Origin of the sequence: Cryobacterium luteum, from assembly GCF_900110125.1 — a bacterium.
In the GTDB taxonomy this organism is placed as follows: Bacteria; Actinomycetota; Actinomycetes; order Actinomycetales; family Microbacteriaceae; genus Cryobacterium; species Cryobacterium luteum.
This window is the reverse complement of sequence record NZ_FOCN01000007.1, coordinates 101,412-125,316: the sequence shown is the minus strand read 5'-3', so window position 1 is coordinate 125,316 and position 23,905 is coordinate 101,412. Positions and strand designations below refer to the sequence as shown.

The 23,905-nt window shown below is 66.0% G+C and carries 24 protein-coding genes and 1 tRNA gene; 9 read left to right on the top strand and 16 right to left on the bottom strand.

What is annotated here, in order from left to right:
• Positions 1 to 56: 56 nt before the first annotated feature.
• From arsM to BMW72_RS09390, 3 genes are all read left to right on the top strand, one after another.
• Complete coding sequence (gene arsM, locus BMW72_RS09400; RefSeq protein ID WP_092109880.1) at positions 57 to 821, top strand: arsenite methyltransferase; 765 nt, start codon at positions 57 to 59, stop codon at positions 819 to 821.
• A gap of 48 nt (positions 822 to 869) precedes the next feature.
• A complete protein-coding gene (locus BMW72_RS09395; RefSeq protein ID WP_134450313.1) occupies positions 870 to 1,229 on the top strand; it encodes a hypothetical protein in 360 nt (119 codons plus the stop codon).
• Positions 1,230 to 1,300: 71 nt separating this feature from the next.
• Entirely contained in the window at positions 1,301 to 2,125 is an 825-nt protein-coding gene (locus tag BMW72_RS09390) for an META domain-containing protein (protein WP_166787661.1), read from the top strand.
• A 111-nt stretch (positions 2,126 to 2,236) separates the two neighbouring features.
• On the opposite strand, the gene BMW72_RS09385 is transcribed toward BMW72_RS09390, so the two are convergent.
• Positions 2,237 to 2,830 carry a GNAT family N-acetyltransferase gene (locus tag BMW72_RS09385; RefSeq protein WP_092109875.1) on the bottom strand — a complete coding sequence of 198 codons (594 nt, stop codon included), beginning with the start codon at positions 2,828 to 2,830 and terminating at the stop codon, positions 2,237 to 2,239.
• A gap of 342 nt (positions 2,831 to 3,172) precedes the next feature.
• On the opposite strand from BMW72_RS09385, the gene BMW72_RS09380 reads away from it, so the two are divergent.
• On the top strand, positions 3,173 to 3,556 hold the full coding sequence (locus BMW72_RS09380) for a hypothetical protein (protein ID WP_092109874.1): 384 nt from the start codon (positions 3,173 to 3,175) through the stop codon (positions 3,554 to 3,556).
• Positions 3,557 to 3,955: 399 nt separating this feature from the next.
• Here the strand turns inward: BMW72_RS09380 and BMW72_RS09375 are convergent, their stop codons facing one another.
• A complete protein-coding gene (locus BMW72_RS09375) occupies positions 3,956 to 4,366 on the bottom strand; it encodes a GntR family transcriptional regulator (protein WP_092109872.1) in 411 nt (136 codons plus the stop codon).
• Positions 4,363 to 5,196 (bottom strand): hypothetical protein, encoded by an 834-nt coding sequence (locus BMW72_RS09370; RefSeq protein ID WP_134450312.1) that lies wholly within the window; start codon positions 5,194 to 5,196, stop codon positions 4,363 to 4,365. Before BMW72_RS09370 ends, BMW72_RS09375 begins: the two co-directional genes overlap by 4 nt.
• 683 nt (positions 5,197 to 5,879) lie before the next feature.
• Between BMW72_RS09370 and BMW72_RS09365 the strand changes: the two genes are divergently transcribed.
• Together BMW72_RS09365 and BMW72_RS09360 are read left to right on the top strand one after the other, a co-directional pair.
• Entirely contained in the window at positions 5,880 to 6,488 is a 609-nt protein-coding gene (locus BMW72_RS09365; RefSeq protein ID WP_092109868.1) for a hypothetical protein, read from the top strand.
• Positions 6,485 to 6,982, top strand: coding sequence for an RNA polymerase sigma factor (locus BMW72_RS09360; protein WP_092109866.1), 498 nt, complete (start codon positions 6,485 to 6,487; stop codon positions 6,980 to 6,982). Before BMW72_RS09365 ends, BMW72_RS09360 begins: the two co-directional genes overlap by 4 nt.
• A 90-nt stretch (positions 6,983 to 7,072) precedes the next feature.
• Here the strand turns inward: BMW72_RS09360 and BMW72_RS09355 are convergent, their stop codons facing one another.
• Entirely contained in the window at positions 7,073 to 8,482 is a 1,410-nt protein-coding gene (locus BMW72_RS09355; RefSeq protein ID WP_092109864.1) for an aminotransferase-like domain-containing protein, read from the bottom strand.
• Between BMW72_RS09355 and BMW72_RS09350 the strand changes: the two genes are divergently transcribed.
• Positions 8,481 to 9,440 (top strand): DMT family transporter, encoded by a 960-nt coding sequence (locus BMW72_RS09350; protein ID WP_241983797.1) that lies wholly within the window; start codon positions 8,481 to 8,483, stop codon positions 9,438 to 9,440. The genes BMW72_RS09355 and BMW72_RS09350 overlap by 2 nt on opposite strands.
• Before the next feature lie 174 nt (positions 9,441 to 9,614).
• Here BMW72_RS09350 and BMW72_RS09345 read toward each other — a convergent pair.
• The 6 genes from BMW72_RS09345 to topA form a co-directional block, all read right to left on the bottom strand.
• Positions 9,615 to 9,690: transfer RNA gene (locus BMW72_RS09345), tRNA-Thr, on the bottom strand.
• A 46-nt stretch (positions 9,691 to 9,736) separates the two neighbouring features.
• The gene (locus tag BMW72_RS09340; RefSeq protein ID WP_092109861.1) at positions 9,737 to 10,402 is read right to left on the bottom strand and encodes a TetR family transcriptional regulator; all 666 of its coding nucleotides are present in this window, start codon (positions 10,400 to 10,402) and stop codon (positions 9,737 to 9,739) included.
• A 77-nt stretch (positions 10,403 to 10,479) separates the two neighbouring features.
• The gene (locus BMW72_RS09335) at positions 10,480 to 12,012 is read right to left on the bottom strand and encodes an alpha/beta hydrolase (protein WP_092109859.1); all 1,533 of its coding nucleotides are present in this window, start codon (positions 12,010 to 12,012) and stop codon (positions 10,480 to 10,482) included.
• 75 nt (positions 12,013 to 12,087) lie between these two features.
• Positions 12,088 to 13,287, bottom strand: a complete 1,200-nt coding sequence (locus BMW72_RS09330) for a DNA polymerase III subunit delta' (protein ID WP_092109858.1) — start codon at positions 13,285 to 13,287, stop codon at positions 12,088 to 12,090.
• A 71-nt stretch (positions 13,288 to 13,358) separates the two neighbouring features.
• On the bottom strand, positions 13,359 to 13,976 hold the full coding sequence (tmk, locus tag BMW72_RS09325) for a dTMP kinase (protein WP_092109856.1): 618 nt from the start codon (positions 13,974 to 13,976) through the stop codon (positions 13,359 to 13,361).
• Positions 13,973 to 17,005 (bottom strand): type I DNA topoisomerase, encoded by a 3,033-nt coding sequence (gene topA / locus BMW72_RS09320; RefSeq protein ID WP_092109854.1) that lies wholly within the window; start codon positions 17,003 to 17,005, stop codon positions 13,973 to 13,975. The genes tmk and topA overlap by 4 nt, the downstream gene beginning before the upstream one ends.
• 206 nt (positions 17,006 to 17,211) lie before the next feature.
• Here topA and BMW72_RS09315 point away from each other — a divergent pair, with 206 nt between their 5' ends.
• Positions 17,212 to 17,448 (top strand): hypothetical protein, encoded by a 237-nt coding sequence (locus BMW72_RS09315; protein ID WP_092109853.1) that lies wholly within the window; start codon positions 17,212 to 17,214, stop codon positions 17,446 to 17,448.
• 66 nt (positions 17,449 to 17,514) lie between these two features.
• Here the strand turns inward: BMW72_RS09315 and BMW72_RS09310 are convergent, their stop codons facing one another.
• The 5 genes from BMW72_RS09310 to BMW72_RS09290 all read right to left on the bottom strand — a co-directional run bounded on the left by BMW72_RS09310 (position 17,515) and on the right by BMW72_RS09290 (position 20,889).
• On the bottom strand, positions 17,515 to 17,907 hold the full coding sequence (locus BMW72_RS09310) for an Rv3654c family TadE-like protein (protein WP_092109851.1): 393 nt from the start codon (positions 17,905 to 17,907) through the stop codon (positions 17,515 to 17,517).
• The gene (locus tag BMW72_RS09305) at positions 17,904 to 18,245 is read right to left on the bottom strand and encodes a TadE family type IV pilus minor pilin (protein WP_092109979.1); all 342 of its coding nucleotides are present in this window, start codon (positions 18,243 to 18,245) and stop codon (positions 17,904 to 17,906) included. The genes BMW72_RS09310 and BMW72_RS09305 overlap by 4 nt, the downstream gene beginning before the upstream one ends.
• Before the next feature lie 43 nt (positions 18,246 to 18,288).
• Positions 18,289 to 18,522: a DUF4244 domain-containing protein gene (locus BMW72_RS09300; protein ID WP_241983795.1), complete on the bottom strand. Its 234-nt coding sequence runs from the start codon at positions 18,520 to 18,522 to the stop codon at positions 18,289 to 18,291.
• Between the two features lie 109 nt (positions 18,523 to 18,631).
• Entirely contained in the window at positions 18,632 to 19,711 is a 1,080-nt protein-coding gene (locus tag BMW72_RS09295; protein WP_092109847.1) for a type II secretion system F family protein, read from the bottom strand.
• Entirely contained in the window at positions 19,711 to 20,889 is a 1,179-nt protein-coding gene (locus BMW72_RS09290) for a TadA family conjugal transfer-associated ATPase (RefSeq protein WP_092109845.1), read from the bottom strand. The genes BMW72_RS09295 and BMW72_RS09290 overlap by 1 nt, the downstream gene beginning before the upstream one ends.
• A gap of 404 nt (positions 20,890 to 21,293) precedes the next feature.
• Between BMW72_RS09290 and acs the strand changes: the two genes are divergently transcribed.
• The gene (gene acs / locus BMW72_RS09285; RefSeq protein ID WP_092109843.1) at positions 21,294 to 23,267 is read left to right on the top strand and encodes an acetate--CoA ligase; all 1,974 of its coding nucleotides are present in this window, start codon (positions 21,294 to 21,296) and stop codon (positions 23,265 to 23,267) included.
• A 165-nt stretch (positions 23,268 to 23,432) separates the two neighbouring features.
• On the opposite strand, the gene BMW72_RS09280 is transcribed toward acs, so the two are convergent.
• Positions 23,433 to 23,903, bottom strand: a complete 471-nt coding sequence (locus BMW72_RS09280; RefSeq protein ID WP_092109841.1) for a RidA family protein — start codon at positions 23,901 to 23,903, stop codon at positions 23,433 to 23,435.
• Between the last annotated feature and the right edge of the window lie 2 nt (positions 23,904 to 23,905).

Sequence of the window (23,905 nt, the reverse complement as noted above, 5' to 3'; positions counted from 1 at the left end):
CGATAAGTATCAATGTAGCAGTAGGCTGGTGCCGCCACCTATGGGAAGGAACAAAAATGACCGAGAAATCGGAGATCACGGAGTTGGTGCGCGAGCGCTACGCCGCCGCCGCGCTGCAACTGACGGATGTCTCGAGCACGTCCTGCTGCGTGCCCACCGATCTGGGCAATGGCACCGTGTTCGGATCCGTGCTGTACACCGAGGCAGACAACGTGCAGCTCCCCGAGGAAGCGCTCCTGGCCAGTCTTGGCTGCGGCAACCCCACCGCGGTCGCCGACCTGCGCGCCGGGGAAACCGTGCTCGATCTTGGCTCGGGAGGCGGCATCGATGTGCTCCTCTCCGCACGCCGGGTGGGCCCGACCGGCTTCGCCTACGGGCTCGACATGACCGACGAAATGCTCTCCCTGGCCCGCGCCAACGCGGTGAAGGCCGGCGTCAGCAACGTCAAGTTCATCATGGGGCAGATCGAGGCGATCCCCCTAGCCGATGACAGCGTCGACGTCATCATCTCCAACTGTGTCATCAACCTCTCGGCCGACAAGAACGCGGTCGTCTCCGAGATGTTCCGGGTATTGAAACCGGGTGGGCGTCTCGGCATCTCCGACGTCGTCGCGGAAGACCAGCTCAGCGCAGAAGACCGCGTCGCGCGCGGCAGCTACACCGGCTGCATCGCCGGAGCCCTGACGAACCGGGAGTACCTCGACGCCCTGGCTGCGGCAGGTTTTGTCGATGCGAGCGTGGAATACACCCACGAGGTCGCCCAAGAAATGCACGGAGCCATCGTCAAGGCGGTCAAACCTGCCCTGGGCGCCCGGAGCTGAAGCCACCGCGCTGGACAATCCCCGTGGCCCGCGACCATAATCAAACTCATGGGGGCTACATCGAGTACGACGCAGCGCACCACTATGCAGTGGACGGCGCTGAATCTGGGAATTGTTGTTCTGGGACTTGTGCTGGTCTGGCTGTTCAGATTCAAATCCACCGTCTGCGCCGTCTCCAGCTTTGCACCGTGCCCCGGACCGGAGGCGAGGCTGCTTCCCGCGGTGGTGTCATCGGTCGTTCTGGTTCTGTTATTGTGTGGCGCCGTAGTCGCCGCCAATGTCGTACCAAGCGATCGGCGCGTCGCAGTGATGAGCTGGGTGGCCTTGCTGCTGGCCGTCGCGGGGTTTGTCGGCAGTCTCGTCGTGTTGTTCTCTGCCGGTTTCGTCGTCTGGCCGGTGTGGGCATGACGGGCCCCGGTGGCGGCTGCACGGTGAGACGGATGCTCCGGCGAGTGGCGCCGGGTCTGGCGGCAGTACTCGTGCTCGCCCTGACGGCGTGCGCGCAGGGCCCGGATGATCCGGGCGCGCGAACTTCGAATTCGCCAGCTCCGCCCGATCCCGGCACGGGTGCGGCATCGACCGCAATCCAGCTGGTCAATCTGTGGCGGGTCTCCGGCGCAGAAGGCGAGGGCGCGGACACCTGGCTGCGCCTGGACGTCCCTGAGTTCCAGTTGTGGCGAGACTGCGGCATGATCCAGGGATCGTGGCGCGCGACAGACACGTTCTTCCTGGCGTCCACATACGGGGCCAGCGGGGAATGCGTCACGGGGTCGACCTTGCCTCGAGTGGTGTGGCTGGAATCCGTCAGCGAGTATCGTGCGGTCGGAGACGGCTGGGAGCTTCGCGATTCACAGGGTGCGGTGGTCGCGACCCTGACGCTGGACGGCGGGCCCGATCCGATCCCGACGGCGGCCGAGTCCTTTACCGAGCCGCCGGCGATCACTGACCGGATGCGGGAGGAGTTGCGGCAACCGGCACCCCTGCCGATCGGGCTGACTCCGGCCACGCCGGAGAACCTGGCCGCACGATGGGCGCCGGTCGGCGGTACGAGTGACCCCCATGTGGTCTTTGACGCGAACGGCGCGTGGACGGGTTCCGACGGGTGCAACGGCGGCCAGGGCCGATGGGCAGCCGATGGCGCAGGGGCATTCCTGGCGACTCCTGGGATATCGACCTTGGTGGCGTGCGAGGGGACGCCGGTCACGTCCTGGGTCTCCCAGGCCAGATGGGCCGTCATCGACAACGGGGCACTGCGACTGCTCGATGCGAATGCATCTGAGCTCGGCCGGCTCGGACGCGATTGACGACAAACCCGGTTGCGGCCATGCATGTCGCAGGCACAAGTTGAGACGCGAGTACAAGTTTCGTCGGCGATGCGTATCTGACTGCGTCGACCCGCCCGCGCGAAACCGGCGTCAGCCGCAGGCCGGCGGGACCGTCGTGCGCATCACAGTTTTGCTCTTGCCGATGTGACGCTCGAACGAAAATCCCGCCTTCTCGAACATGGCCCTCGTACCGTTGTGGAGAAAGGAGGACGACGTTCTCTTGCCGGGCGCGAGTTCGTTGGGAAACGAGACTACCTCGCCCCCACCGGCCAGCGCGATCAGCTCGAGCGCGCCATCCAGTGCTTCCCGTGCCACTCCGGAACGTCGATGGTCGCGGTCGACGAAGAAGCACGTGATGCGCCACGGCGCCGGTTTGTTCTCGCCCGCGTCGTACTCCTTGCGGTGGTAGATGCGCGGCAGTTCGAGCGGGCTGCCGTACTCGCACCATGCGATCACGTCGTCGCCATCGAAGACGAGCGCGGCATGTGCGACACCCTCCGCCACGAGTCTCTGCTTGAATGTCGGCCCGTCGTACTCACTCTTAATGGTGCGCTCCGTGTCGCCGTGAAAATACGAGCAGTAGCACCCACCCCAGACCCCGTTGTGCTTCTGCACGAGCGACAGCCACGCCCGAAAGGTGTCGGCGGTCAGCGGTTTGATCATGTGCGTCGTCGTCACGGCCACCTCCGTGGCTGTCTCGGGAAGGGGTTCAACAACGGCTGCCGCTGTTTCACTGCCCGACCCAAGTCGCGAGGCTAAACGGGCAGCATCGACAGTTATCCGAATCTTGCTCAATTCTAGGCTCGGATGCCGCTGGTATGGCCGAGTAGTGTTCGTGAGCTTCCCGAAACTCGTCACGAGCGTCCGGATGGTCCCGCCAATCGACAGTCACTGGGTCCCTGCAAGCTGCCCGGTGAGAAAGCCCAGTGAGAAAGCCCAGTGCCGAGCACGCATGTGGTCATTTACTATGGGATTTCGGGTGTTCCAACGAAGGTATCTAGCCTGGTAGAAAGCTAGGATGGTGATATGTCACTTAACACTCCCGGCCTGCGGGCCTACGAGATCTCAATCCGATCGGATATCGCCGAACTCGTCGGCCAGCTCCGTGAGCTCTTGGGTGCCCAGCTTGTGGCTTACCTCGGTTCCGTCACGGAAACCCGCGCCGTGCGGCAGTGGGCTGACGGCACACGAAAGCCACCGGCCGAGGCCATTCGCCGGCTTAGGCTCGCATACCAGGTCGCCGGCTTGCTCACCGAGCGCGATCAACCGCGAGTGGTCCAGGCGTGGTTTCAGGGCATGAATCCGCAACTTGAAGACACGGCGCCTGCTCGGCTTATTCGCGAGGGCAACCCAGACGAGGTCGGCCCGCGCGTGCTGGCCGCCGCTCGAGCGTTCGCCGCCGTCGGCTAGTGGAAATCACGCCGGACACGGTCGGCCGATTGGCCGTTCGCACCGACCCTGGGGAGGTTTGGCGCATCGGGTACGGATCTGAACCGTGGAACTGAGTCGACTGGGCCCACTCCATCAACGGGCGATTTAACGGGCGCTGGGATGCACCCGACTCCGCGTATCGGACGATCTACGCAGGTTCAACCCTGCTGCCTGCGACGGGGCTGGGCCGCAGCCCGCTACTCTCAGCCCGCCGGCATCTCGCCAGGTCTCAGCATCGCGGCAGGGATATCGATGGAGATTGTCGGCGGACGGGTTATAGCTGCCGGGTCGATGTTTACCCTCATTGTTGCTCCTGGCTCTGGCTTCGATGTCGTGGACGTCTCCAGAGCGGCCGTTGCATGCTGACGGGTCTGTGCCTCAGTCGATACCGTTGTCCCCGGTGGTGGATGGCGGCGCTGCGGGTGACTCCACCCGCCACACGACACGGAGAACATCGATGACGTCGTCGGTGTTGACGCCGGTCGCGTCCGCCTCGGCGGCCAGGTCACGAATGCGCCGAATGACGGACAGTGGAAGCACTGCCGCTGACTCGGCGACGCGAGTGCCCGCGGCCGTGCGTGTTACGACCAGTCCGTCGCGTTCGAGCATTTTGTATGCTTTCCCGACCGTGCTCGGAGATACACGGAGGTCGCTGGCGGCCTGCCGCACGGTCGGCAGCCTTTCTCCCGAACCCAGCTGTCCGGACACGATGAGGCCACGGAACTGGCGGTAGATGCCGAGCGCCGGACTAGCGTCATCGGCCGCCGGCACGATCTGCTGGGGGGTCATCGCACTGATTCCGATAGGACTCGCTGCGGGCTGCCGTCTTGTGCGTGGAGGAATGCTTCTTTCAGCGGCACGCCGGTGACGACCAGGAGGAGGAGAACGAAGGCGGCGATCTCGAGGAGTGGCGCAAGATATCCGGCCGCCACCGCGAACTCCGCATATCGCCACGCCAAGTCGTACGAGTCGGTCCGACCACCGTCACCGCCGACCTGCAACCCCGCGATCGACCCGGCACGATCAATGAATCGAAAGGCACCGCCGAGTGCCAGTAACATGCTCGCGGTTGCAATCCGCACCACGCCAGTGGCGACCTCAACCCGCGCACGCTTCTCAACGACCAGGGTCTGAGGCCCCAGAAAGGGGCGCAGCGAGTTTCGGCGTAGTGCGGCCCACGTGACGACCATCAGCGCCGCCAGGCAGACCAGAACGGGCACACCGTAGGCCCAGCCGTAGAACCACGGACGGAGTGCGTCGATGGGCACGTTGGGTACGGGAATGGCCAGAAGAATGTAGCGGCCTAGATCGTCCGGCGATGACGCCAGTCCCGCAGCAACCGTCGTAGCGATTAAGGCCAACGAAGCGGCACCAACACCAACGAGGCGAGGGAAGGACGTGAAGCTGGTCCACGTGCGTCGGGCAAGAGACACGACGGGCTGTCCGGATAGGGCGCCTCGCTCCAGCGACAAGAAGCCGAGCATGAATATGAGGCCGACAGAAGCGGTGAAGAGGGGCATGGCGTATTGCCACCACTCGACGATGTCTGCGAGGTTCAGCAGGTATCCGCGCACCACGTTTTCGATCGCGTAGACGACGATCACCGTCAGTGCAGCCACGCTCAGAACGCGCCGTTCGGCAAGAAAGCGCCCGGGAAGCAACGTCCGGGCCTCGCTCGAACCTGGCCCTGTTCGACGGCGATGCGCCCACATGCCGATGAGCAATCCCCCAATGACGACAAGGGCGAGGACCAACGAGAACAATGGCAAAGAGAAGGCCGCTGTCACGAGTTCAGCGGGGCCAACTCGAGTAATGATGCTCTGCCACATGGCGGATCCTTTCAACGTTTGTGTGACATGTCTAACACAACTTGTATGGAAGCGCGAGTACAAGTGACTTTCTGTTGACTCATGCGCTCGGCGGCTGGCCACGCTGCTGCGAGCGTTTGCCCGGCCCGTGCGGGAACCCTGATCAGGTCCAACGACACCCACCACGTTGGAACCGAGTCCACCACGGCCCGAGGCGCTCGCGAGAAGAGAACCTCGGCGCACCACAGTGCTAACCCGGCCGAGGTCAATTCATGTCACCGGCGGTAGTAATTACTTGTTGGGCAGTGAAATGGCCTAGTTTCTGTAGTGGTACGTCGATTCGGCCACGGCGTGTTGGCGACAGAATCGGCGCGATTCTCGATTCGCCCGCGGAGTTCATGCCGACCATTTAGGGAGATCAACTTGCCGAGTGATCGTTTCGAGTGCGTCCGGACATGTCTGTAGTAACGCACCTTTCAGGCTTGGAGCAACACATGAACGCAACGGACCCACTCGACATGATGCTCGGCCAATCGTCACCAGGGACGGTGACGATAACGCCCGGAGTGCAGCGCGACCTCGAGGTGATGAACCAGGCAGCAGCACGCGAAGTCGCAACCAGAACTCCGTCTCGCTGGACCACTCGTCTGGTCGTCGGATTCGGCCTCGCACTGGCGCTGACAGGTACTGCCGGCGCTGCCACAGCCACCGGCGTCTTCGCCTGGCTGCCCTGGGCTGAGCATCCTGACATGGCGTACGCATTCGTGCTTCCCAGCGGTCGAGCATGTGAAGGCCGCATCGCCCTCCAGCACGAGGCCGCGGCCGGAGACTGGGACGCGTTCGTTGAATCGATGGGCGCTCTGCAGGTCGACCCCGCCGATATCGAACAGATCACAACGGAGCTCCGCAACGACTCTCTGGTCGTGGTCACCGATGACGGCACCATCGAAGACAGACCTCCCGGATCCGTACCCCAGACGGATGACGGCACCTACGCGGCAGCCAACCTGGTCGCTGTGAAAATGGCCATCACACGATTGTCAGCGACGACAGGTGTGGTCGTCTCCGACTTGCAGGTCCAGTGCGCCATCGTCGTGCCGTGAACGCCCGCCAAAAGGGCAAACAGCTGACGAAGGTCCTCGACCAGTGCGCTGGGGACGTACTGCGGTACCTGCAACGCCGCGTGGGGCCCGACGACGCCGCCGATCTCCTCGGCGACACCATGATGGTCGCCTGGCGCCGGGTGAACCTCCTTCCCGCCGACGCGGAAGGTGCCCGGATGTGGATCTTCGGTCTCGCCAGGGGAACCCTCCTGAACCATTCCCGCGGTGAACGACGTCGCCTCGCACTGTCAGAGAAGATTCGAACCCACGTCATGTCGGCCCGGACCGCGCCGGCAGCCGACGAGGGCAGCGACGTGCGGGACGCTCTCTCACAACTCAGCCCCGAGCTTCGGGAAATCGTTCAGCTCGTTCATTGGGAAGGGTTCACCCTCGCTCAAGCCGCCCAGGTCGTCGGGATTCCCGCACCGACCGCGCGTGGCCGTTACAAACGTGCGAAGGATGAACTGCGGGTCGCACTCGGGGTGATCGTGTGAACCGCCCCCAGCGCGTCCTCACGCAGCGCCGCGAACAAAACGGCCAGATGACTGCGGTCCGGACCGTCGCTCACGTCACCGATGGCACTGTTAGTGGTTGGACAAGAGTGCTCGGCCGATGATGCGGGCGCCATCGGTGAATGCCCCTGGGTTCGGCCCGGAGTAGTTGAGCCTGATGAATGGGCCGGCGGCCTCGGCCGGGAACCAACTCGAGCCGGCAGCGATCAGCACCCCGGCGGCTTCGCAGTCTGCGACCAGACGGTCAAGGTTGGTCCCGTCCGGCAGGCGCGCCCACAGGTTGAGACCACCCGCTGGAACGGCGGTGATGTGGGCGTCGGGAGCGTGTTCGCGCAAACTCGTCAGCAACAGGTCTCGGCGTGCCCGCAGTTGCGGGCGAAGGTTGCGCAGATGGGTTTGCCACCCCGGCTGCGTAATGACGTCGAGCGCTGCGGCCTGAAGTATCCCGCTGACGTACATGGACTCCGCCCCGCGGTCGGCCAAGATGCGTTCCTTGGCGGGACCGCGGGCAATAATTGCCGCCACGCGAAGGGACGGCGAGACGCTCTTCGTGAGGGATCGCACATAGACCACATGGCCGGCGTCATCGCGCGCGGCGACAGGATGCGGATCGGTATCGATGCCGAAGTCATGGGCCCAATCGTCTTCGACCAAGAAGGCGCCGTGCTCGCGAACGACGTCGAGGATCTGCGTCGTGGTGGACTCTGACCACTGCGCGCCCGTCGGGTTCGCATAGGTGGGCTGGGCGTAGAAGACCCGTGAGCCGGTTTCCTGGAACGCCCGAGCGAGCTCGTCGGGATCGGGCCCCTCGGGTCCCGAGGGAACCGGGACCACGTCGATGCCGGCTTGGGCGGCAGCCTGGATCGCTCCCCAGTACGTGGGCGATTCCATCAGCAGCGGCTGCCCAGCGGTGACCAGGGCACGGAAGATCGTGGCCAGGCCACTTTGACTTCCAGGCAGCACGATGACATCGCTCGGCAGGGGCGGAGTCACACCGACCGGTGTCGCGGAGCCAAGCTCTTGAGCGAACCAGGACTGCAGCTCCGGAAGGCCCGCGACCGGTGAACGCGTCAGCGCCGCCTCGCTTCGGGCCGCGCGAGCCAGCGCTGACCGCACCAAACGTTCCGGCAACAGCTCCCGGTCGGGATACCCGGAATGCAGAGCAATGCTTCCTTGCTGCGCGGCACGCAGCGCGGGACTCAAACCGCCGAGGTGGCTGCTCGGTGAACGCATGGCGGCGGTTTGCCAGCTGAAATCGAGCGGGCGAGCGGTCCGTACCGCGCGAACGAAGGTGCCGGCCCCTGGCCGGGTTTCAATCAGTCCCTGCGCCACGAGGGTGCGCAGAGCTTTCTGCACCGTCACCGGGCTCGCCCCGTACTCGGCGACGAGCATCCGGCTGGTAGGCAGCCGGGCGCCCGGCGCGCGACCAGCAATCCACTCGCGCAGTGCGGCCGCGATCCGAAAACTGCTATCGTTATCCATGTCATATGATAGTAGCGCTATCAAGCGGATGCCCACACCGCTATCCCCCTCCCGGGCTGGCCTCGCCTGGGGGCTGCTCGGTGTCGCCGCGTTTTCCTTCACCGTACCGTTCACCCGCGTGGCCGTCGAAAGCATGTCCCCGTTGTTCATCGGATCCGGCCGCGCCGTCATCGCTGCCGTGCTCGCCGCGGCCGCTCTGAGCATCACGCGGCAACGCCTTCCGCAGGGCATTCAATGGTTTCGTTTGACCGTCGTCGCTGGCGGTGTCGTCGTCGGCTTCCCCCTCCTGACGTCCTTTGCCCTCACGACGACGTCGGCCAGCCACGGCGCCGTGGTCATCGCGCTCCTGCCAGCCGCAACGGCCGTCATGGCTGTCCTCCGCGGCAAAGAGCGACCACTGCTCCCGTTCTGGATCATGGCCGCCGTCGGAGCGCTGGTGGCCGTGGCCTTTGCATCCATGCAGGGAGGGGAAAGCATCCGCTTGCACTGGTCAGATCTGCTCCTGTTCGGTGCCGTCGCAGCCGCGGCGATCGGCTATGCCGAAGGCGGCCTGCTCGCGCGCGAGATCGGAGCGTGGCAAACCGTATCGTGGGCCCTCGTTCTGGCCGCGCCCCTCATGATCACCCTGACCGCATTCGCCCTCGTCGACCAGCCACCCACCGGCACGCCCACCCAATGGGCGGCCTTCGCCTACCTCGGCCTGGTGAGCATGTTCCTGGGATTCTTCGCCTGGTATCGCGGGCTGGCCATCGGGCCCATGGCTCAAGTCAGCCAGGTACAACTCACCCAACCCGTCCTCAGTATCCTTTGGGCCGCACTGATCCTCCACGAAGAGCTCACCTGGCAGACCGTCATCGGCGGCATCGCCGTCATCCTCTGCGCCGGGATCGCCGTGCGAACACGCCTGGGCCGCGTCCGGCCGACAGCCTCCGCTCCAGACCGTGACGATGAGTCCTGACGAGCCGCCCTGCACTCACGGTTGGGGCGGGGCTCGCGGAGCTAGGTCAGTGGTTGGACGCGTGGAGACTGCCCGCAAAAACCGAAAATCGCATGAGTGTTGGACTTGTGGGCAAATTCGGCGCAACACACCGCTGAGACGGTCTTAGAAACCCCATCTGACCAGGAGTATTAGTGGAGCCGCCTGTCAGAATCGAACTGACGACCTTCTCATTACGAGTGAGATGCTCTACCAACTGAGCTAAGGCGGCGATACCAGAGCGCCCCATAAGGCACTCGGTGACACAGCAGCCAAGCCTAGTCGTTTCTCCGGGTGATTCTGTACACCTCGGCGAATGAGGCGTTCACACGCTCCGACAATGGGCTCGCACCGTCGCCCTCTGCCCAGCATCGCCAGGCGTGGCGGATAGCGGCCACGGCCACCAGGGTGAACAGCAGGGCGCGTTGGTTCAGCTCGGCGGGATCGTCTCCGCGAGCGGCGAGGGCGGTTTCGGGGGCGCGAGCGGCGGCATCCGCTCTGAAGCGTTTCTCAATGATCTGCTGCAGCTGGTCTTCGAAGTCGCGCAGGGTGGCCATGCGCATACCGAACAGGTACGCGTTCTCCTTCATGACCGAGCGGCGCAGCTGGTGGATCTCACGGTCTTCCTCGGTGCGCTGCAGGCTCTTGGAGAGCAGCACCGCGAGGTCGGCGAGCACATCGCTGTCGGGCGCTCCGGCGACGAAGGCCTCGATATCGTCAGCGGATGCCAGTCCCGGCGCGTCCCCGATCAGCGCCGCGTCTTTTGAGGGAAAGTAGTTGAAAAAGGTGCGCGGCGACACGTTGGCGACCCGGCTGATGTCCTCAACGGTGACGTGGTCGATGCCCCGCTCTCGGGACAGGGTCAGCACGGCGTGCTGGATGGCCCGTCGGGTGGCGAGGCGTTTACGCTCGCGCAGCCCCGGCGCTTCAGTTTCGATCGGCATGCCCAATTATTTCACAGCGTGCAAACTGCTGGCACTGCTGCTCTACTAGCACTGCTGTCGACTAACACTGGGTTCGACTAACACTGGGGGTCGGCCGCCGGCACGATTCCATCGACGAGATAGGAATCAACCGCGTCGTTCACGCAGGAGTTCGACTTGTTGTACGCGGTGTGGCCCTCACCGGTGTAGGTCACGAGGCTGCCGCGCTCGAGCTGTTCGGCCAGCTGCTGCGCCCAGACGTACGGGGTAGCCGGGTCGTTGGTGGTGCCGACGACGAGAATGGGTGCAGCACCGGCCGCGTGGATCTCGGCGCGGTCTCCGGTGAATTTGTACGGCCAGTCGGCGCAGCCGATGTCACCGAAGCTCATGAACCGGCCGATCACCGGGGCCGCGGCATCGAGCTCGGCGGCCTGCGCGCGCATCACGGTCGGGTCGGCGTTGTAGGCGTAGTCGATGCAGTTGATGGCCATGAACGATTCGGTCGAGTTGTCGGTGTAGTTACCGCTGTCATCGCGACCGTTGTAGGCGTCGGCGAACTGGAACGCTGCGTCGGCGCTGCCGCGCAGCACGGTGTCGAACATGGTGCTCAGTTGCGGCCACGCGGTCGCCTGATAGAGCGGGTAGATGATCGCGGTGAGCAGTGCGTTGGCACCCAGCTGACGGCCGTCAGCGGCCGTGATGGGGCTCACGTCCACCGATTCCAGCAGTGCGCCGATCGTGGTCATCGCGCTGTCAACGCTGCCGCGGAACGGGCAGTCCTGCCCGGCCAGGCAGTCGGCGAGGTAGGCGCGAAGCGCATTCTCGAAGCCCACCGCCTGCGTCTTGGTCACCTCGAAATTACTGGTCGAGGGGTCGACGGCGCCATCGAGCACGAGGCGGCCGACCTTCTCGGGAAAGAGCTCGGCGTAGGTCGCTCCGAGGTAGGTGCCGTAGGAGAAACCGAGATAATTTAGGTGGGTGTCGCCGAGCACCGCGCGCAGCAGGTCTAGGTCGCGGGCGGCGCTCTGGGTGTCGACCGTACCGAGCAGCGGCCCGGTCTGCTCAGCGCAGGCCGCCGCGAACGCCTCGGAGGACGCCGCCAGTTCGGCGATCCAGGCATCCGTTCCGCGTTCTGCGGTCGTCAGTCCGTAGAGGTATTCGTCCATGTCGGCCGAGTCGTAGCAGGAGACCGCCGTGGAGCGGCCCACACCACGGGGGTCGAACCCGACGACGTCGAAGCTTGCCTGCAGGGTGGCATCGGTGGCGTAGTCGAGGGAATCCTTGATGAAATCGTAACCGGAACCGCCCGGTCCGCCCGGATTCACCAGCAACGATCCGATCCGGTCACCGGTGGCGACGTGGCGAACCAGGGCGAGTGACACGTCACCGGAAGCCGGGTCGGAGTAGTCCAGCGGGGCGGTGGCGTCGGTGCACTGCAGGCCGTCGCCGCAGTCTTCCCACTGCAGCACCTGGCTGTAGAACGGGGCGAGCTCGTTGCGTACCTGTTCGTTGGTGGGGGTGGACTGGGCGGGGCCGGCGTCCTGCGAAAAGAGGGAGGCGCATCCGCTGAGAGCGAGAGTGAGTGCCAGGGCTGCGGCCGTGGCACTGGTAGCGCGGGTCTTGCGGTTCAACGGGTTCCTCTTTCATGGCGAGCGGATGCTGCGGTTCAGGCTACCGACGGTGGCTGGGAGTCTCTGCGTTTGTTGTCACTTCGGGCGGCGGATCGCCGAGACGAGCATCGCCTCGAGGGCGAGGGCCGGAGCAACGTTGCCCTGGATGCGCTGGCGGGCCACCGCGATGGCATCCATCGTGGCGACCGTCGCTGCGGGGGCGCTGGCCGTGCTCGCGGTGCGCAGTTCGGCGAGCAGTTCGAGGTTGATCACGGCCTGGTCGCGGCCCAGCTGCACCATCATGACATCGCGATAGAGCGAAGCCAGGTCAACCAGGATACGGTCAATGCCGTCGCGGAGGCTGCGCACCGCTCGACGTTTCTGGTCGTCTTCGAGCGCCTTGATCTGGCTGCGCAGCCCCGGAGGAACGGATTGGCCGGCCTCGACCCCGAGCGAGCGCAACATGCCATCGCGCTCGGCGGCATCCAGCTCGAGCGTGATCGCCTTGGCGTCGTCACCGGCGATTGCGAGCAGCCGCGCCGCCGCGTTGACGGCCGCCGACACCGAGCGGATGCCCAGCGCGGTGCGCAGCGTCTCCTCGCGTCGCGCCCGCGCGTCGGCGTTGGTCGCCAGACGCCGGGCCATGCCGATGTGGCTCTGGGCGAGGCGGGCGCTGAGTTCGGCGATGACCGGGTCGACGCCATTGCGCCGCACGAGCAGGTCGGCAACATCGGCCACGCTCGGTACGCGCAGGCGTACGGTGCGCACCCGGGAGCGGATGGTGGGGAGCAGGTCGGCTTCGCTCGGTGCGCAGAGAATCCACACGGTGCGTTCGGGCGGCTCTTCAAGGGCTTTCAGCAGCACGTTCGAGGTGCGTTCGACCATGCGGTCGGCGTCTTCGACGACGACGACGCGATAGCGACCGACCGAGGGCGAGTATTGCGAGCGGGCGACGGCCTCCTTGACCGATTCCATCTTGATGATGACGCCCTCGGTGGTGAGCACGCTGAGGTCGGGGTGGGTTCGCGCGTCGACCTGGCGGGCGGCCGCGAGGTCTTCGGCGGGCGTGCCCGGGCTGAGCAGCGCCGCCGCAAACGCGAAGGCGAGATTCGAGCGGCCGGAGCCGGGCGGGCCGGTGATGAGCCAGGCGTGCGTCATGGAGGTGGACTCGGCGGTGGTGACGGTGCCACCGGCGTCCGCTGCCCCATGCGTTGCTGAGGAAGGTACCCGCTCGGCGGCCGCCCGGAAGATGGCGATTGCGTCGGCCTGTCCCGTTAGGTTGTCCCACACTGCCATGAGTCAAGGGTAACCCGCCCCGCCGACAGGCCGTGTCCTCGGTGCGCCTTCTCCCAACCGGGCCCGGAAGGTTAGAGGAGGGGGACCACCCGGGCGCGGATGGTGGCGGCGATCTCGGCGATGGGAGCGGCAGCATCCACTACCAGGAACCGGTCGGGCTCGGCGTCGGCCAAGTCGAGGAACGCCGCCCGCACGCGGGAATGAAAGTCGTCTTTTTCCGCCTCGAGCCGGTCGAAGACCTTATCGTCGGCATCCAGCCGGGCCCGGGCGGCCTGCGAGTCGAGGTCGAGCAGCACGGTCAGGTCGGGCAGCAGCCCCTCGGCGGCCCAGAGGGACAGGTCGCGCACCTCGGTGGCGCCGAGCACGCGCCCGGCACCCTGGTACGCGACCGAGGAATCCAGGTAGCGATCCTGCACGATCACGTCGCCGCGGGCGAGCGCGGGCCGCAGCTTGGTGCCAACGTGTTGAGCCCGGTCCGCGGCATAGAGCAGCGCCTCGGCGCGCGGGTCGACCTCACCACGATGGTGCAGCACGATCTGCCGAATCTCGACGCCGACATCCGTTCCGCCGGGCTCGCGGGTGCGCACAACCGTGCGCCCCCGCTCTTCGAGCCATTCGGTGAGCAGCTGCGCCTGGGTGGTCTTACCCGACCCGTCCCCGCCCTCGAGGGTGATGAACAGACCGGTCACGGCGCGATCGTCGTCGTGGCGGCGGAGTCAGCCGCCGAGCTGGCCGTCTTCTTCGCTGCGGGCTTCCTGACGGCGGGCTTCTTCACGGCCGCCTTCTTGACCGCTGCCTTCTTCACCGGCAGGGGCGTGCCGGCCAACGCTGCCTTGGCTGCCGCGTTCGCGGCCCGGGTCGCGGCCGCTTTTTTTGCGGTGGCCGCTTTCGCAGCGGCGGTCGGAGCCTTTTTGACGGCGGGCTTCTTAACGGCCGCCTTCTTGGCCGGCGCCTTCTTACGGGGCGCAGCCGGGCCCTTGGCCCGCTTGTCCGCGAGCAACTGCACGGCCCGATCGAAGTCGATCTCCTCGATGTCCTCCGACTTGGGAATCGTCGCGTTGGTGACCCCGTCGGTCACATAGGCACCGAATCGGCCGTCCTTGATCTTGATCGCCTTGCCGCTTTCGGGGTCGGGTGCCTCGAATTCCTTGAGGGCACTCGACGCCCGACGGGCGCCGTACTTCGGCTGCGCGTACAACTCGATCGCACCCGGCAGGTCGATGTCGAAGATCTGGTCTTCGCTCGTGAGCGACCGGGTGTCGATGCCCTTCTTCAGGTACGGGCCGAATTTACCGTTCTGGGCCAGAATCTCGGTGCCGGTCTCCGGGTCGAGGCCGACGACGCGCGGCAGGGCGAGCAGGCGCAGCGCCGTTTCGAGGTCCACGGTGGCCAGGTCCATTGACTTGAAAATGGATGCTGTGCGCGGCTTGTCCGCAGCGGCCACCTTCTTCACGGCCGGCTTGCGCTTCGGCTTGGCCAACGCTGCGGGAGAACTGGTGACCTCGCCGGTCGCGGGGTCGATCGTTTCTACCGCGGCGGACGCCACGACCGGAATGACGGGTTCAGTCGGGGCCGAGGCGAGCTCGGTGACGTACGGCCCAAACCGACCGTCTTTCGCCACGATCTCCTTGCCGTTCTCCGGGTTGACGCCGATCACGCGGTCGGTGACGACCGGGGCATCGATGAGTTCCCTGGCCTTGGCCGCGGTCAGTTCATCGGGCGCGAGTTCCGGCGGAATGTTCACGCGGCGGGGCGGGGCATCCGCTGCCGCGTCGGGGTCGTTGACCTCGAGGTAGGGGCCATACTTGCCGATGCGCAGTGTGATGTCGTCGCTGATCGCGACCGAATTGATGACGCGCGGGTCGATCTCGCCGAGGTTGTCGATGACCTGGCGCAGCCCGCGGTGCTTGTCGCTGCCGAAGTAGAAGCTGTTGAGCCAGTCCAGACGGTTGGCTTCACCGCCGGCGATGCGGTCGAGGTCGTCCTCCATCTCGGCGGTGAAGTCGTATTCAACCAGGTCGCCGAAGAACTCTTCGAGCAGGCGCACGACCGAGAAGGCGATCCAGTTGGGCACGAGCGACTGACCGCGCGGCGTGACGTAGCCGCGCTCGGTGATGGTGGAGATGATCGATGCGAAGGTTGAGGGGCGGCCGATGCCGAGCTCTTCGAGCTTCTTGACCAGGCTGGCCTCGGTGTAGCGGGCCGCCGGAGTGGTCTCGTGGCCCTTGGCTTCGAGGTCCAGCAGAGCCAGGCTCTGCCCCTCCTCGAGCGGCGGCAGCTTCGACTCGGTCGCGTCCGTTGACGCGTTGCGCTCCTCATCCTTGGACTCTTCGTAGGCGAGCATGAAACCGCGAAAGGTGATGACCGTTCCACTGGCCGAGAATTCGGCGAGCGCGCCCGACGCCGACGCGTGCTCGGACGTGCCGGTCGGACCGGCCGCGATGGTCACGGAGGCGGTCGAACCGGTGGCGTCCTTCATCTGTGAGGCGACGGTGCGCTTCCAGATCAGGTCGTAGAGCTTGAAATCATTGCCGCGCAGGCTCGACGCGAGCGAAGCCGGGGTGCGGAAGGTGTCGCCGGACGGGCGGATGGCCTCGTGAGCTTCCTGCGCATTCTTGCTCTTGCCCTTGTAGGCGCGCGGGGCATCCGGAACCGTCTCGGCGCCGTACAGCGCTGCTGCCTGCGTGCGGGCAGCGGTCAGGGCCTGCTGCCCGAGCGACGGCGAGTCGGTACGCATATAGGTGATGTAGCCGTTTTCGTAAAGCGACTGGGCCACGCTCATGGTCTGGCGGGCGGTGAAGCGCAGCTTGCGCGCCGCTTCCTGCTGCAGGGTCGACGTGGTGAAGGGTGCGGCAGGGCTGCGACGGTACGGCTTGGAGGTGACTTTGGTGACCTTGAGCTTCACGCCGGGGCTCTGCAGCGCGGTCGTCAGGGCGTGCGCGGCGGCGGCGTCGAGGGTGACGGCCTTCACGGTCGGCTTGAGCGCACCGGAATCGTCGAAGTCGCCACCGGTGGCGATGCGCTCACCGTTCAGGCGCACGAGTTTCGCGTCGAACGCCTGGTCGGTTTCTGCAGCGGATGCCGCCAGTCGCGCCAGCAGATCCCAATAGCCGGCGGAGACGAACGCGAGGCGCTCCTTCTCCCGGTCGACAACCAGGCGGGTCGCAGCGCTCTGCACGCGGCCAGCGGACAGGCCCGGGCCGACCTTGCGCCACAAGACCGGAGAGATTTCATAGCCGTAGATGCGGTCGAGGATACGCCGGGTCTCCTGCGCGTCGACGAGAGCGGTGTCGAGCTCTCGCGTGTTGTCCTTGGCGGCGAGGATGGCGTCTTTGGTGATCTCGTGGAACACCATGCGCTTGACCGGAACCTTGGGCTGCAAGACCTGCAGCAGGTGCCAGGCAATGGCCTCGCCCTCGCGGTCCTCATCAGTTGCGAGCAGGAGTTCGTTCGCATTCTTCAGGGCCCGCTTGAGTTCGCTGACAGTCTTCTTCTTGGCGTCGCTCACCACGTAGTACGGCTCAAAACCGTTGTCGACATCGACCGAGAACCGGCCGAGCGCACCCTTCTTGAGCTCGGGCGGCAGGTTTTTCGGCTCGATCAGATCGCGAATGTGACCGACCGAAGACAAAACTTCATAGCCGTCGCCGAGATACGCGGCAATCGACTTCATCTTGGTCGGTGATTCAACAATGACCAGCTTCTTAGTGCCTGGCACCAGACTCCTCTTTATACGTAGTGGCCACATGATGGGCCAAGGCACACCATACACACCGGAATGGAATGCGCGCCTATCGACAGGTTCTCCTCGGCGCGTCCCGGCGGCGCACACGGCGCTCCCAGCCATCGCCCAGTTCGCTCAGAGCATGCACGACAACAATCCCAAGCCCTTGCTGTTTGCCCGCCCAAGTGCAGAATAGACCCATGGGTACAACGACGGCCACATACACCGCGAAGTTGACGGATGGGCCCCTTCAGGGCAAGACAATCACGACAACCTTCCTCGACTCGGGCGATCCGCAACCCCGCATCGAGATTCCGGCCGACTCCGGCAAGCGCTACCTGTACGCGCGCGGCGCTGGCCTCGAGTTTGAGGGTTCCGACTCGCCCGGCCGCCCGACCGCGGTCGAGTACCGCTACCTCGAGGTTCTCCTCTCCTAGTTCGCCCCACTAGTCCATCCGATTGCTTCAGCCGGTCGGTTCATCAGCGCGCTCATCCGGACTGCTTCATTCAGCTGGTACGTCCGGCGGCGGCCCGGCCCTGGCGCTCGCGGTGATGTCGATGCCGTTCACCCGACGCCGCACCGAAACGGATGCGATCAGCCCCGTCACCGCACAGCGCGTGACGGCCGTCTCGTTCAGGGCGGCCGCGGCATCCGCTGCCGCGCAGGGGTAGCCCGCGATCGCACCGGAAGCGGTGTCGGCGGCAGCCAGAGCGGCCGCGTCGGCCGCGCTCGCGACGGATCGACCGACGGCCAGCAGCCCGAGGATCGACACGACCAGGGTGGTCAGCAGCACGGTGCCCGCGAGCACCGCGAGGGCGAGGATCGAGCCCGCTCCGCGCTCGGCAGGCGGGACCTCGGCCGTACCGGCCGTCGAGCGGTGGTCTTTCTCACTCATAAGCCGCCGGCCAGGGCGCAGGATTGCGCTTCGAGGGTTAGGACCGCGAATATTCCCGGCAACCCCTGCGCCCTGACGCGGGCACAGACGAACTCCCCGCGACGATCCGACGACAGTCTCGCCCCGGTGACCGCACTCTGCACGAGGCCGGAAGCCCGCCCCGCACTCTCACCTCGGGCGAGCGCGCGCGCTGCGCTGGCGGCCGCATCCGTCAACCGCACCTGCACGCCCACCACCTGAACGGCGCCGAGACAACAGGCCAGAACGAGCACGATCGCCGGCAAGGCGGTGGCGAATTCGGCCGTCGTGCTGCCCCGAGCAGCGCGAAGCCCGACAATATCCGGATGGCCCCACAGTTCCCGAAGCCTTCGAGGACCCCGGCTACCCGATGCTGAGAGCACGACGCACCAGATCGGTGAGCATTCCCCGCACCTCATCGCTGCGCAGAATGACAATAAGCAGCCCGGCAAATCCGACCGCGGCCATCGTGGCCACAACGTATTCCGCGGTGGCGGCTCCGGCCTCGTCGGCCAGACGCCTCAGCGCAGTGCGGCCGGTGACAGCGGATGCAGCGGGCACAGCGGGCACGGCGGGTGCAGCCATCTTTGTATACACAGACTCGTCTCCTTCGGCGTCCATCGACGCGGGTTGGGCGGCACGAGCACGATCACTCTGCTCCGGTGTGCTCGCCGGCGCCGCGGCAGTTGCTCATCTGTGGAAAACTTCAGAACGTCGTGAGGGTGGAGGACAGCACGCTGATCAGCAGCGGCACCACCCCAACGAGCATGAACGCGGGCAGCACGCACAGGCCGAGTGGCAGCATCAGCGTCACCGAGAGCGTCGCGGCCCGGCGCGCTCCAGCACTGCGGGCATCACGACGCAGCTGTTCGGCCTCGCTGCGCAGCAATTCCGCGGCGGGAACCCCCGCGCGCATCGACAGGGCGAGCACCCGCTCAATCGGATCGACATCGCTCGCGGAGGTGATGCCGTAGCGCCGTGCTGCGGCATGCACGAGCGCGCGCGAACGGTCCACCGACCCGCCGCCGGACATGGCAATCGCCATGAGCTCGAGGCGCAGCCCGGGGGTCAGCTCCGTCGGAGCCGCCCGGCCCACGAGCGCGCGGCTCCAACTCGCAGCAGCGAGCATCAACAGTGCGCCACCACCGAGGCAGACCAGCCCCGGCACAGTCGCAAACAGGGTGTGCAGGGAGTCGAACCCCATCAGACTGCCGAACAGAACGCCAATCACCGGCAGCACCATGACCAGCCGGGCCGTCGCTCGCGGTGCAGCCAGAGCCACCTCCAGGTCGCGCTGCACCTGAGCGAGGTCGCGCAGCGACGCGGCGAGCTCGCGCAGGCATCCGGCGAGCGGGGCGCCCGTCTGGGTCGCCACCTGCCACGCCGCGGCGAGTCCGAGCCACGCGCGCTCAGTCTGCCCGGGCGCTTCGCCCCTTCGCCCGGTGCGGGCCGACCGTGGCGCCCGCCGCCCGCCGCCGGACGACGGGCGCTCTCTCGCTTGGCGGCGCGCCTGGCCGGCGATCGCGTCGGCCACACTATCGCCGCGGGACGCCGCCCTGGCTGCAGCCCGCAGGATGCCCGTGGTCGTCGAATCAGTTGGGCTCGGCGGTGAGGCGCCCCTCCGCGTGGGCGTGATCGGCTCGGCCCCCGGACCCGCCGTCTTCTCCCGAACCGGCATGAGATACCCCCAGGCCGACACCGGAGAGACACCGGCCGACAGCAACACCGCGAGCCGCTGGGTGACCGCCGCGACTTCTTCGAGTGGCCGCACGGCCTCCACCGGCATCAGGCCGCCTCGATCGACAGCCGGTCTCGGCCGTTGAGGGTGAACCGACCGACCGCTTCGAGCCTTCGCTCCCCGTCGACACGCTCCAGATGCAGCACCAATCCGATCGCGCTCACCGTCTGCCGGGCTACGGCCGCGGCGCTCATCCCGGCAAGAGAACCGAGCGCTTCCAACCGGGCCGGAACATCTTCGAGCGAATTCGCGTGCAGAGTGCCGGCTCCCCCGTCGTGCCCGGTGTTGAGGGCGGCGAGCAACTCCCGAATCTCCGATCCGCGGCACTCGCCCAGCACGAGACGATCCGGCCGCATGCGCAGCGCTTCGCGCAACAGCGCCTCGAGGCCGATGCGCCCGGCTCCCTCCAAATTAGCCTGCCGGGCCTCCAACGCGACCACGTGCGGATGCCGGATGCGCAGCTCGGCCACATCTTCGATCGCGACGATGCGTTCGTGGGCCGGCGCTTCGCCGAGCAGTGCGGCGAGCAGGGTAGTCTTCCCGCTCCCGGCTGCACCGGTGATGAGAATATTCTGGCGATCCCGTACCGCTTTGAGCAGTCGGTTCAACTGCGCAGCGGATGCCTCCCCCACGCCGAACAAACCAGCATCAGCGAGCGCAGCGAGGCTCCGGTCGGCGGCGTGCGGCAGCCGAATGGAGAGCAGCGTTCCCGTACTCGACACCGGCGGCAGCACGGCATGCACGCGGATGCCGTCGGCCAGACGCACGTCGACGCACGGGCTCGCCTCGTCGATGTGCCGGCCGCCGAGCGCGATCAGCCGCACAGCCAACTCCCGCACCGCGGCCTCGCCGAACTGCCACGCGGGCGCGAACGAGAGACCGCGCCCGGCATCGATCCACAGTCCCGAGTCGCCGTTGACGAACAGGTCGGTCGTGTCGGGGTGTGCGGCGTAGCTGGCGAGGGGTCCGAGTGCGCGCACATTCATGCGCTCGTTGCCGGCTGCGGCCGGTTCAGGCCTTGACGGTTCAGGCGCGGTCGGTTCAGGCGCGGTCGGATCGACCACGCTCGCTTCAACGTGAAGCGTGGTCGCCGTGCGATGTCGAGCGGTGTTCGCGGGCGGTAGTGCAGCAGGGGGCGCACCGGTCGACGGCGGCGTGCCAGGATCTGACCGCGGCGACTCGACCGGGACGGCGTAGGAGGGAACGGCGACGAAGGGCTGGCCCATGCTTCGACGCTACGGCCAGGCGGCCACGCCTCTGCTGCCGCCGCAGAATTTGTGCAGAACCCGCCCGCCAGCAGGCCTGGGGAGGAGCCCAATTAAAAAGAAGGGGCGGCACCTATTGGGGGGAACAGGTGCCGCCTAGCACCACGCAGATTGGGGGGAACCGTACGCGGTGCTGGTCAAAACTTTCGTTCAGACGTGTTTCAGTTTACGCAGCTGCGACCAAATTGCAAGTCCAATGTCCTCATTTGGGAGGACACTCGCCTGGGGGGTAGAAAATGTCCCTGAAACGGGGGCCCATTTCTCAGTATTTCGTTTGTGTATACAGAAAATGACCCGGACCGGTAGGGTTCAGGTGAGCTGGCAATGTCCTGCATGCACGTACCGCAAAGGAGCGAATTACACATATGACGGTTAAAATTGACACCCTCCTGCACGAATCGCGTCGATTCGCGCCCACTCCCGAATTCGCCGCACAGACAGCAGCGACACCCGACCTGTACACCGACGCACAGAAAGATCCGGCCACATTTTGGGCTGATCAGGCCAGAAATCTGCTGCACTGGCACAAGCCATTCACCAAGACCCTCGACTGGACGAATCCCCCGTTCGCAAAGTGGTTCGAAGACGGCGAACTCAACGTCGCCTACAACTGCCTCGACCGCCACGTTCTGGCCGGCAACGGCGACCGCGTCGCGCTCTACTTCGAGGGGGAGCCCGGCGATTCGCGCAGCTATACCTACGCCGAACTGACCACCGAGGTCAAAAAAGCCGCCAACGTACTGCTCGGGCTCGGCGTCACGGCCGGTGACCGCGTGGCTGTCTACCTGCCGATGATTCCCGAAGCCGTCATCTCCATGCTCGCCGTGGCCCGCATCGGCGCCGTGCACTCGGTCATCTTCGGCGGGTTCAGCGCGGAGAGCCTGCGCTCACGCATCGACGACGCCAACGCCGTGCTCGTCATCACCGCCGATGGCGGCTACCGCAAGGGTAAGATCAGTGCCCTGAAGCCGGCCGTGGACGCTGCCCTGCAGAGCAACGACTCGTCGGTGAAGAACGTGCTCGTGGTCAAGCGCACCGGCCAGGACGTGCAGTGGAACGACCGCGACGTGTGGTGGTCCGACGCCATGGAAACAGCGTCTCCCGAGCACGAAGCTGAATCCTTCCCGGCCGAGAACCCGCTCTTTATTCTGTATACATCGGGCACGACCGGTGCGCCCAAGGGAATTCTGCACACCAGCGGCGGCTACCTGACGCAGAACGCGTTCACCCACCAGAACGTCTTCGACCTCAAGCCTGAAACGGATGTGTACTGGTGCACCGCCGACGTCGGCTGGATCACCGGACACAGCTACGTGGTCTACGGACCGCTCGCCAACGGTGCCACCCAGGTGCTCTACGAGGGCACTCCCGATTCCCCGCACACCGGCCGCTGGTGGGAAATCATCGAAAAGTACAAGGTCTCGATTCTGTATACAGCGCCGACCGCCATCCGCACGTTCATGAAACTCGGCCGCCAGATTCCGCAGAAGTTCGACCTGTCAAGCCTGCGCGTGCTCGGCTCGGTGGGTGAGCCCATCAACCCCGAGGCCTGGATGTGGTACCGCGAGGTCATCGGCAGCAATCTCACTCCCATCGTCGACACCTGGTGGCAGACCGAGACCGGATCAATCATGGTCTCGGCCCTCGCCGGGCTCACCGAGACGAAGCCGGGCGCCGCCCAGGTTCCGGTGCCGGGCATCACCATCGACGTGCTCGACGATGACGGCCAGCACGTTGGCCACGGCAACGGCGGACTCCTCGTGGTCACCCAGCCCTGGCCGGCCATGCTCCGCGGCATCTGGGGCGACCCCGAACGCTTCAAGGAGACCTACTGGGACAAGTTCGAGGGCACCACGGGCGCGAAGGACGGCCCGCTGTACTTCGCCGGCGACGGCGCTCGGCTCGACCACGACGGTGACATCTGGCTGCTCGGCCGCGTCGACGACGTCATGAACGTGTCGGGTCACCGCCTGTCCACCGCCGAGATCGAGTCGTCCCTCGTGGCGCACTCCCTCACGGCCGAAGCCGCCGTGGTCGGCGCCGCCGATGAGACCACCGGTCAGGCGGTCGTCGCGTTCGTGGTGATCAAGTTCAGCCAGGCTGAGATCGCCTCGCACGAGGACATCGTGGGCATTCTGCGAGCGCACGTGGCCCAGCAGATCGGTGCCATCGCCCGCCCGCGCGACATCTACATCGTCGACGAGCTGCCGAAGACCCGCTCGGGCAAGATCATGCGGCGTCTGCTGCGCGACGCGGCCGAAGGGCGCGACGTCGGCGACGTGACGACCCTCGCCGACACCATGGTGATGAACACCATCACGTCGCAGATGAAGAAGTAGCAAGCCAGATACCAGTTGAGGCCGCTCTCCGAAAGGGAGCGGCCTCAACTGTTTCTTCACGCCGGTGCGCATAACTCCTGCAATTCGTGGCCTGGCTCAGCGAGAGCCTTGATTTTCAGTGGATGCTCCGCGCGGCCGTCCCGAATTGCAGGAGTTACGAACGGGTTACGCGAAGGCGACGACGAACTCGATTTCGACCGGGGCGTCAAGCGGCAGCACGGCAACCCCGACGGCGGACCGTGCGTGACGGCCGATGTCGCCGAAGATGTCGACAAGCACGTCGGAGGCGCCGTTGACGACGGTCGGCTGGCCGGTGAACGACGGGTCGGAGGCGACGAAGCCGGTAACCTTGACCACCTGGGTGATGCGGTCGAGCGACCCGATCACGCTCTTGATCGCGGCGAGACCGTTGAGTGCGCAGGTACGGGCGTACTCCTGGGCGTCGGCGGCGGGAACGAGGCCGTGGCCATCACCGACCTTGCCGGCGGCGGGCAGTGCGCCCGACACCATCGGCAGCTGCCCGGCGGTGTAGACGAATCCGTTGCTGATCACGGCGGGCAGGTACGCCGCGACCGGCGGAACGACATTGGGCAGCTCAAGGCCCAGTTCGGCCAGGCGGGCTTCGATCTTTGACACGG

Coding starts and splice junctions, on each gene's coding strand:
- BMW72_RS09365 (WP_092109868.1), top strand. CDS start 5,880: ATGAACGCAACGGACCCACTCGACATGATGCTCGGCCAATCGTCACCA.
- BMW72_RS09295 (WP_092109847.1), bottom strand. CDS start 19,711: ATGCCGGTGGAGGCCGTGCGGCCACTCGAAGAAGTCGCGGCGGTCACC.
- BMW72_RS09350 (WP_241983797.1), top strand. CDS start 8,481: ATGTCATATGATAGTAGCGCTATCAAGCGGATGCCCACACCGCTATCC.
- BMW72_RS09315 (WP_092109853.1), top strand. CDS start 17,212: ATGGGTACAACGACGGCCACATACACCGCGAAGTTGACGGATGGGCCC.
- BMW72_RS09340 (WP_092109861.1), bottom strand. CDS start 10,402: ATGCCGATCGAAACTGAAGCGCCGGGGCTGCGCGAGCGTAAACGCCTC.
- BMW72_RS09395 (WP_134450313.1), top strand. CDS start 870: ATGGGGGCTACATCGAGTACGACGCAGCGCACCACTATGCAGTGGACG.
- acs (WP_092109843.1), top strand. CDS start 21,294: ATGACGGTTAAAATTGACACCCTCCTGCACGAATCGCGTCGATTCGCG.
- BMW72_RS09330 (WP_092109858.1), bottom strand. CDS start 13,287: ATGGCAGTGTGGGACAACCTAACGGGACAGGCCGACGCAATCGCCATC.
- BMW72_RS09310 (WP_092109851.1), bottom strand. CDS start 17,907: ATGAGTGAGAAAGACCACCGCTCGACGGCCGGTACGGCCGAGGTCCCG.
- BMW72_RS09375 (WP_092109872.1), bottom strand. CDS start 4,366: ATGACCCCCCAGCAGATCGTGCCGGCGGCCGATGACGCTAGTCCGGCG.
- BMW72_RS09290 (WP_092109845.1), bottom strand. CDS start 20,889: ATGGGCCAGCCCTTCGTCGCCGTTCCCTCCTACGCCGTCCCGGTCGAG.
- BMW72_RS09355 (WP_092109864.1), bottom strand. CDS start 8,482: ATGGATAACGATAGCAGTTTTCGGATCGCGGCCGCACTGCGCGAGTGG.
- BMW72_RS09380 (WP_092109874.1), top strand. CDS start 3,173: ATGTCACTTAACACTCCCGGCCTGCGGGCCTACGAGATCTCAATCCGA.
- arsM (WP_092109880.1), top strand. CDS start 57: ATGACCGAGAAATCGGAGATCACGGAGTTGGTGCGCGAGCGCTACGCC.